An 8862-nucleotide genomic window follows, 5' to 3' on the forward strand; every position below is an offset into this window, starting at 1 on the left:
TATGAACGGGGGAGCGCGGCTTGCCGCCACGCTCCCTGACAGCTTAGAACTGGTAAACCAGACCCAGCGCCACCACGTCGTCGGTATTGATACCGGCTTGGTCGGTGAAGTTGTTGTCATCCAACAGGTTGATTTGATAATCCACATAGGTGGACATGTTTTTGTTGAAGTAGTAAGTCGCGCCTACATCAATGTATTTCTTCAGGTTCTGTTTGCCCTGACCTTCAATATCGGTACCGCGAGACGTCACGTAAGCCAGTGATGGACGCAGACCAAAGTCGAACTGATACTGCGCAACCAATTCCCAGTTCTCAGCTTTATCGGCATAACCGTAAAGTGCAGAATCGCTGGAACCGAAGCGGGTTGCATTGTAGGACTTGGTATACATCGCGGCCAGGTAGATGTTATTGGCGTCATATTTCAGACCGCCGGTGTAAGCTTCTGCTTTATCACCGCGACCCAGAACATCGGCATAAGTTGCGCTCTGACCATTTTGATCGTTAGTACGATCAGACTGGAATACAGACGCACCGATACCAAAACCAGAGCCCAGATCATAGGTCGTGCTCAGACCCCAACCATCGCCGTTCTGACCCAGAACGTCACGGCCATTAGGTGATTCATCACCGTCGCCGTTTTTGCCTTGATACTGCACAGCAAAGTTCCAGCCTTCAACCAGGCCGAAGAAGTTAGTATTGCGGTAAGTCGCCATACCATTGCCACGCTGGAACATGAAGTTGTCCGCGCCGTAGGTATCGCCACCAAACTCTGGCAGCACGTCAGTCCATGCGCCAATGTCATACGCCACGCCGTAGTTACGGCCATAATCGAATGAACCCGCGTCACCGAATTTCACACCCGCGAAACCAACACGCGTGAAGCTGTTAGCGGTGCCTTCAGACTCTGCGGTGTTCAGCGCAGCCTGATATTCCCACTGACCATAACCGGTGACTTGATCGCTGACTTCCGTTTCGCCTTTGAAGCCAAAGCGCAGATAAGACTGATCGCCATCTGAGCCGTCGTTATCAGAAAAATAATGCAGACCGTCAACTTTACCGAACAGGTCTAATTTGTTGCCGTCTTTATTGTAGATTTCAGCTGCGTTTGCTGAACCTGCGGCGACCAGCAACGCAGGGATCATCAGGGAGAGAACGCGACGTTTCATTTTATTACCCTCTGTAATGTGCCTTTATAATTTGCCACTGCTAACTGAACGATTAAAAATTCAGCCGGCAAGCCATTGTTCTTTTATAACGGGTAATAATCCATCACGAAAATGCTACTAAATTTCCGAAACTGTTTCAGAATGCGAAACAGTTATTTCCAAGTGTAAATTTTGGGGAACTAATAACCAGCACATATCGGTAAAAAATATAGCACAAAATGACAACCCATTTTTATAGCGTTTAATATCAACCATTTAATTAACAAGCCATCTGAGCACTGAATGATAAAACTTATGAGCCATCAGGGAATACAATAGATCCCGCTATCATCATTTATTTCATTATTACCTTCATTCACCCCGAATGATATGTTTACCCTTATTACCCGCCGGACATTGTTTGTCCGGCATTTTTTTGCCTGAAATTCACTCAAACCGTATAAAACGTAAACTTAATTAATTGGGTTAAAATAATGCCGCTTGTTATTCGCATAAAAAGTTAAATTCAGCACGCATTATTAAGTGAGTTAGCAAATAATTCCCAACTTAATTTATCACCGTAATAAAGCATGCTGAATTAAACGCTGGATCGATATATCACCGCTCGCGCATTGATTCTTTTACCTTGTTCAGTGGCTTAAGCAGATAGTCCATCACCGATTTCTGACCGGTTTTAATTTCCACATTTGCCACCATGCCCGGCACAATAGGAAATTTGCGTCCCGCTCGGTTGGTTAATTCCGCTTTTTGCGTGCGAACGTAAACGCGATAGTAATATTGGTCACGTTTTACCTCATCTTGCAGGGTATCTGGCGAGACAATTTCGACCTCTCCGGGTAGATCACCGTATATGGACGAATCATAGGCGGTAATCTTAACCACTGCGGCTAAACCGGGACGAATGTAGGCGATGTCACGCGGGTTGATGCGTGTTTCAATGAGCAACTGATCTTCCAGTGGCACAATCTCCATTAACTTGCCGCCTGGCTCCAGCACGCCGCCTACCGTAGTGACCTGAATATCTTTAACGATCCCGCGTACCGGCGAATAGAGCGTAGCGCGGGTCAGCTGATCTTCTTTACCCGCCGCCACCTGCAATTGCGCATCCAGTTCCGCATTATTTTTGACCTGCTCTTCGTGCGCTCGCACCAGATAATCGTTGCGCGCTTCATCAATTTTGCCGCGCAAATCACTCACCTGACGTCGCAGACGGATCACTTCAACCTGCCCCGCAGCGCCTTTGGCGACCAACGGTTCCGTCAGACGCAACTCATCCTGCACCAGCCGCATTGACTGCTGTAGATTGCTAATGGTTTCGGTCAGGTTACGGCGGCGAGATTCATACAGCTGTGTTTCACGCGCGACCAGTTGCGGCTCTTGCAGGGTTTCCGGGCCGAACTTCAAGGGTGTACCCGAAAGTTCGGCATCAAGGCGTTCAGATGAGGCGCGAAGCGTGCGCACCTTAGCCTGCGCTTCGCCAAAATTAGACTGAAAGCGAGTGGGATCAAGTTTTGCTAAAACCTGCCCTTTTTCAACGATATCGCCTTCGTGCACGTTAAGCTGTTCAACGATGCCGCCATCCAGACTATCAATGACCTGTCCACGGCTCGACGGCGTTACTTTGCCTGTTCCCACCGTGACTTCATCCAGAATCGCAAAGTGGGCCCAAATCAGAAACAGCGCCAGCGCAGCGGTGCAGAGCCAGATAATGGCCGAAGTCCGGCGTTCGTGGCGCGCAAGGTCTTTATCAATCATTACCAGACTCATGCGGCATCTCCTTTGGTGGGATCGGGCGTGGGATTCGATGCCGCTGCTGGCGCGGTGGCACGACGTAAAATTTCATCGCGTGGTCCATCAGCGATAATGCGCCCGTTGTCCATGACCACAATGCGATCGACCATTTTCAACAGCGCCGGGCGATGCGTCACCAGCACCAGCGTGCGGCCACTGATCCAACCCTGCATCTGGCGAATGACATGCTCTTCCAGCTGTTCATCCATCGCGGCGGTGGGTTCGTCCAGCAACACCACTTGCGGCTGACGCAAGATCAGCCGACTGAGCATCACCATTTGTCGTTGACCACCCGACAAGCCGCGCCCGCCCTCATTAATAATGCGATCAAGGCTGGCAGCGTCTTGCTGTACCAGCGACAGCGCACCGCTGATCCGTAACGCCTGGAGCATCTCTTGTTCACTGGCATGGGGATTTCCCAGCATCAGGTTCTGGCGCAGTGTGCCGAAGAACAGCCGCGAATCGTTGGAAAGCCAACCGAGCTGGCGGCGCAAATCGATGGGATCGATGCGTTCAATATCGACACCATCGACAATCACTTTGCCCTGCGTAGCCAGCGCCTGGCCGGCCAGAATCTTCAGCAAGGTTGACTTACCTGCTCCGACCTTGCCGAGAATGGCAATTTTCTCGCCCGGTTTGATAGTGAACTGCTGCACGCTGAGAACATTTTTCTCGTTCTCTTCGTCATAGCTGTATTGCACGTTACGCAGATCGTATTGTCCGGTAAGCGTCGGACAATGGGCCAGCGTGGCGGCATCGGGCTGGTCGATCGGTTTCTTGAGTAATTCATCCAATCCTTTCATCGCCGTTTTGGCATGCTGCCAGCGCGAGAACACCATGGTTAACTGCATCAGCGGTGCGATGGTGCGTGATGAAAGCAGGCTACAGGCCACCAGCGTACCGGTGGTGATTTGCGAATCGAGGATCAAATAGACGCCAAACACCAACATGCCCGCGTAGGTCAACTGCTGCACGGTTGCTGCCCAGCCAGTTAGACGTGCGCCCCATAACCGCTGCTGATTACTGATTGCCGCGCTGACTTCGTGCGTCTGTTCCCACTGACGCTGGAAATAGGGTTCAGCCTGCAGCGCTTTGATATCTTCGATACCTTCAATGGTTTCCACCAGCACCGCATTACGCAATGCCCCTTCACGCAACCCCTCTTTCGCCAGCCGCGCCATTGGAATCTGCACCAACAGGCCCGGAATGACGATCAGCGGAATAGCCGCCAGTGGGATTAACACCAGCCAGCCACCAATAAATGACATGATAAACAGAAACAAAATCACAAACGGCAGATCTGCCGCCGCGCCGACGGTGGTAGAAGTCAGCAGTTCGCGCACCTGATCGATCTCGCGTAATTGCGAGATAAAAGAGCCGGTGGATTTAGGCCGTGATTCGTTGCGAATACTCATTGCCCTGGCAAACAGCATGGCTGACACTTTCAGGTCAATGCGTTTTCCCATCAAATCGGAGACCTGAGTACGCATCAGGCGAATCAGATATTCGATGGCTGCCGCAATCAATACACCAGCAAACAGCACCCATAACGTCGCTTGCGATTGCGCCGGGATTACGCGGTCATACACTTGCATCGAAAACAGAATGCCCGCCAGCGCCAGCACGTTACTGATGACCGAAGCCAGTGAGATCTCGGTGATGCGCCGTCCCATACCGCGAAAGTTCTTCCAGAACCAGTGTTCCTCATACGGCTGAACGAACTCATCGATGCGTGCATCACGTCCGCGTGCAGCAACGCCGACCACACCGACGTCGCCTTGCGCACGTGCTAGCAGCTGCGCCAGCTCGCCTTCACGCACCACATCGCCGCCTTCGCTCAGCCAGTAACGTGCGCTGCCTTCAGCATCAATGCCTTCCAGCACCGCCACGCTGCCATTCTCCAACACCAGCACTACCGGCGTGATCTCCTGACGCCAGCGCAGTTTGTTCTGCGGCACCATGGTGAGATGCAGACCAAGCAGGCCAGAAAGCCGCTCTAACTGCTGTGCGACGGGAAGATGTTCAAACCAACGCATCTGCTGACGCAGCGTTTTGCCATCGGCGGGCTTACCGAAACGCGCCGCAACACGCAGCATGGCGGCAATCCAGTTATCGGTATTCAAATTTTGTGCACTCATAGTTAACGCCTTTAAACGGGAACGCGCTATTGCAGCGAAGGAAGAAGATCGCCGCTGCTCTTCTGACGATCGATACCCATGATATCGAGCAGATTATCCACGGCAGCGGCATAGCGGACGGTGGCATCCCAACCATCGTAAAGCGCGGTAATGCGCGAGCTGTCCGCCTGAAACACATCCTGCTCCACGCTGAGCAGATCGTTCAGGCTTCGTTTACTGAGGCGGTATTCATCCGCATAGACGTTGCGGGTGTGATCGGCACTTTCCAACTGTACTTCGCCTGCCTGCTGGCGTTGTTGTGCGCCAATCATGTCGGCATAGGCGGTTGAAGCATTCTGATTAATGGTGAGTTTGGCTTGTTGGATAGCGGCTTGTGCAGCTTCACGTTCGCCTTCAGCTGACTGCGTTTTGGCGTTGACCGCACCGCCCTGGTATAGCGGTGCCTCAACTTGCAGTTGGACTTCATCATCCCAATAGGATTGCCGATCATTCTCGTAACGGGTGCGTCCGGCCTGCACTTTGATGGTGGGATAATGACCCGATTGCGCCTGACGTACCCGCTCGCGCGCCGCTTCCTGCTTAGATTGCGCGCTGCGCACCGCAGCGCTGTTTTCATAGGCAATTTTATCAAGCGTGATTTGTTGAGTCAGCAGTGCCTGCGGCAGCTCTGGCAAATTCTCCGGTACTACGCCGGTCAACACGGTGAGCTGTGCTTTAGCAGAACGCAGTTGGGCGCGATATTGCTCCAGCGTGGCGTGCATCGCCGCAATACGCGTTTGCGCTTGCAGTACATCAGATTGGGAGTTGAGTCCCGCATCGGCGCGCAGTTTGGCAATATCACGTACCCGCTCCAGCGAGGCGATATTGGTTTGCGCGGTGACGGAGAGCGTCTGATAACGTTTTACTTCGAGGTAAGCTTGCAGCGTATCTTCCGCAACGGTGGTCATGGAATCAAACAGGCTATAACGATAAGCATCAGACAGCGCATGCTGCTCGTCAATGGCGCCGCCGGTGCGTCCGAAATCATATAAAAGCTGGCTCAGCGTAATACCGCCGGAACCGTTATTGTTCAGGCTACCGGCTGAGTCAGTTTGATGTGAACGTCCCGCCGCACCTTGCAGTGAGATTTGTGGATACCATGCACTTTTTGCGGCATCTAAATCGCCTTCACCGACATGGATTTGCGCCGCCGCTTCCGATATTTTTGGATTGCGGGCAAAAGCACGAAGAATGGCATCCCGCAGCGTTAAGGTGGCAATTTGTTCTTCAGTCGGCGCAGCACGCCAGTTAAATTCCGCTTTAGGTAACGGTGCGGCTACGGCCGCGGTTAACACTACGCCGTTTAGGGCGCATAAAAACAAGGTCATTCGCGCTTTGTTCATTATTAACACCAACAGGTTTTCTTATCGTCATTGTGTTTTCCCGGTGATTTAAGCGTACGAAAAGAACCCGCCGCGTACGGCGTAGTACTTGATTGAATACCTTTATTTTTTATGGTTCGAAAGCCAAACGCTAAGCGACCTTTAACATTAATAGATCAGAATACGCGCTTAGTCCTGCTAAAAATGGCTGAAATTGTTAATATTTTTGTTTTTAGCGCGATTTTTGAGCGATGCCTTTTCCATTAATCCATGCAGACAGGCTTACCAAACCTGTCTGCATAGTGGCGTTTACTTTATATAACAGCAGGTTCAGGCCATTATCTGCGCTGCGCTGTGCTGCCATAAGTGATCGGCCAGGGTATAAGGCGAATCGGCAACCAAATTGCTGTCGATTGCTGTATGTGAGGCGGCTGCGGTGGCGGGTTCTGTGGTGGAGGTTGCGGCGGTTGACGTCACCGCCGCAGAGGTGCCAAATGCATCGATCACGTCATCCATCTTCAGCGTACTGAGCGTCGTTGCCGACGCGTCATGCGTATCCACCGTGACGTTCTGACTGGCACTGGCCACATTTCCCGCACTGTCTTTCGCCGTCACCTTCATCTCATATTGACCTTCATCCAACGGCGCCAGCTGACCTGCAAGAATAGTCAAAGCCCAGTTGCCGTCCGCCTTGACCGCCGCACTGTAACTTTGATCGCCCAGCGTTACCGTGACGATGCTGCCCTGATCAAGATGGCTGGAACTGCCTTGAATCAGATGCCAGGTATTCACATCAGCGGCATCAATGACGTTGTCATCAAACGGCGTGTTGAGCGTGAGGGTGGGTAAGTCATGTACCGCAACCTTGAAGAACTGATCCAGCGTTTGTGTATCGCTGTTGCCATAATCATCCCAACGATGAGCCGTTGCGGTGACGTCGCCATCCAACAACGCCATCAAATCATCCTTGGGAAGGGTAATCATCCCCTGCTCCGGCAAGTAGGTTTTGCCGTTTATTTCGAGTTCCTTAACACCTTCGATATAGAAAGTCAGACCATGCTGCGCTTCTTCATAGTTCAGCGTCATATCACCGCCAATATTCATCTCGTAATAGATCGGCGTTAAAACAGTATGAATATTAAGGTTAAGTATGTCGTCGGTGTAATTGTTCGCCGCATCAATGGCATAAACGCGCACTTCGCCGCTTGAGATAAATTTGTCGACATCTGCCGCAGCAATCAGCACCTGCCAATGGCCATCTGCGCCGATCGTCGCGTGATGTTCAACGCCATCACCGCCTTTCAATACCAACGCCTGGCCCGCTGCCACCGTTGAAAGCGTGCCGCTGAGCAACAGATCCTGTTTTGACTCAGCCAGGTTAATCACGTTGTCATCAGTGACTTTATCGAAATGGATTTTCGGCACGCTGCTCAAGTGAGTCAGCAGCGTTAAGTCGTGAGTCACCGTGCTGGATTTGCCGTTGGCATCAACAGCCGTGACTTTCAGACTGTAAACGCCATCCTGTAACGCTTGCAGATCGTCAGAGCTGAAGTGGCCGATCCATTGCCCGTTACTGCCCACCGCGCCGGTCACGGTTTTATCGCCTAGCGTCAGCTTGATGATTGAATTCGTCGCCATATGCGTGGCACTGCCGGTGATATCCACGCCGTAAACACCTTCTGTTATGCTTACCGCGTCATCACCGCTTATGGTGTCAACCGTGACCGTTGGCTTAATGGTTTTATCCACATAAAGTCCGAAGTCCACCGTGCTTTCGGTGCTGTTACCGGCTTTATCGGTGATAGTCAGCTTTAGGCTGTAGTTGCCATCTGGCAATCCTTTCAACGCTTCAGCCGGCATTGAGGCATTCCAGTAGCCCCATTTATTCACCGTGCTCTGCCAGCTTTGATCGTTAAACGTGAGGGTCACGGTTGATCCCGCTTCGCCCACCGCCTGGCCGCGTAAATGCACCCGATTGTTGGCTTCCCAACCCGCAATGACGCCATCCATCGCGATCGGTTCGTAGGGACGCAGCGCGGCCGGTGCCTGCGTATCTGCCGCGCTGACCGCCAGCGTATTCAGGCTAACCGCTGATGTTTGCCCCTCTGAATCTGAACTGGCGACCACACTGCTGGCACGCGCCACAGAAGTGGATGTTGTTGCGACATCAGGCAGGGCAAAATCGCTGACGGCAGCCTGAAAGATCGACTCTAGCCGAACAGCACGATAATCATCACGTTGGGACATAGGTAACCTCGATTCAAAAGAACATTAGCCGCAAGCCATCAGAGATATTGATATTTACTCGCGGACAGGATTAGGTTCAGGCCAGACGCATCGGCCCGTTTCCGCTGGTCGGAACGGGTTACCCGTAGGTAACAAGGATTAATGAATAAGTCTCAGCAGA

General features: G+C 52.1%; 5 protein-coding genes. All 5 read right to left on the reverse strand.

Translation table 11 applies throughout. The features are described from left to right. Positions 1–43: 43 nt before the first annotated feature. Positions 44–1165, reverse strand: a complete 1122-nt coding sequence (gene ompC / locus SC127_RS17385) for a porin OmpC (protein WP_215846143.1) — start codon at positions 1163–1165, stop codon at positions 44–46. A 597-nt stretch (positions 1166–1762) separates the two neighbouring features. Further along, complete coding sequence (locus tag SC127_RS17390) at positions 1763–2932, reverse strand: HlyD family efflux transporter periplasmic adaptor subunit (RefSeq protein ID WP_332627217.1); 1170 nt, start codon at positions 2930–2932, stop codon at positions 1763–1765. Continuing rightward, positions 2929–5094 carry a type I secretion system permease/ATPase gene (locus SC127_RS17395; protein WP_243077528.1) on the reverse strand — a complete coding sequence of 722 codons (2166 nt, stop codon included), beginning with the start codon at positions 5092–5094 and terminating at the stop codon, positions 2929–2931. The genes SC127_RS17390 and SC127_RS17395 overlap by 4 nt, the downstream gene beginning before the upstream one ends. Before the next feature lie 26 nt (positions 5095–5120). Beyond that, on the reverse strand, positions 5121–6476 hold the full coding sequence (locus SC127_RS17400; protein WP_215846138.1) for a TolC family outer membrane protein: 1356 nt from the start codon (positions 6474–6476) through the stop codon (positions 5121–5123). 309 nt (positions 6477–6785) lie between these two features. Then, positions 6786–8702 carry an Ig-like domain-containing protein gene (locus SC127_RS17405; protein ID WP_332627220.1) on the reverse strand — a complete coding sequence of 639 codons (1917 nt, stop codon included), beginning with the start codon at positions 8700–8702 and terminating at the stop codon, positions 6786–6788. Between the last annotated feature and the right edge of the window lie 160 nt (positions 8703–8862).

The sequence above is a fragment of the Pantoea sp. T14 genome, from assembly GCF_036663535.1.
Taxonomy (GTDB): Bacteria; Pseudomonadota; Gammaproteobacteria; order Enterobacterales; family Enterobacteriaceae; genus Pantoea; species Pantoea phytostimulans.

What these genes read in the sequence shown, in the direction of transcription:
- ompC (WP_215846143.1), bottom strand. Translation starts at nt 1,165, where the DNA reads ATGAAACGTCGCGTTCTCTCCCTGATGATCCCTGCGTTGCTGGTCGCC.
- SC127_RS17390 (WP_332627217.1), bottom strand. Translation starts at nt 2,932, where the DNA reads ATGAGTCTGGTAATGATTGATAAAGACCTTGCGCGCCACGAACGCCGG.
- SC127_RS17395 (WP_243077528.1), bottom strand. Translation starts at nt 5,094, where the DNA reads ATGAGTGCACAAAATTTGAATACCGATAACTGGATTGCCGCCATGCTG.
- SC127_RS17400 (WP_215846138.1), bottom strand. Translation starts at nt 6,476, where the DNA reads ATGAACAAAGCGCGAATGACCTTGTTTTTATGCGCCCTAAACGGCGTA.
- SC127_RS17405 (WP_332627220.1), bottom strand. Translation starts at nt 8,702, where the DNA reads ATGTCCCAACGTGATGATTATCGTGCTGTTCGGCTAGAGTCGATCTTT.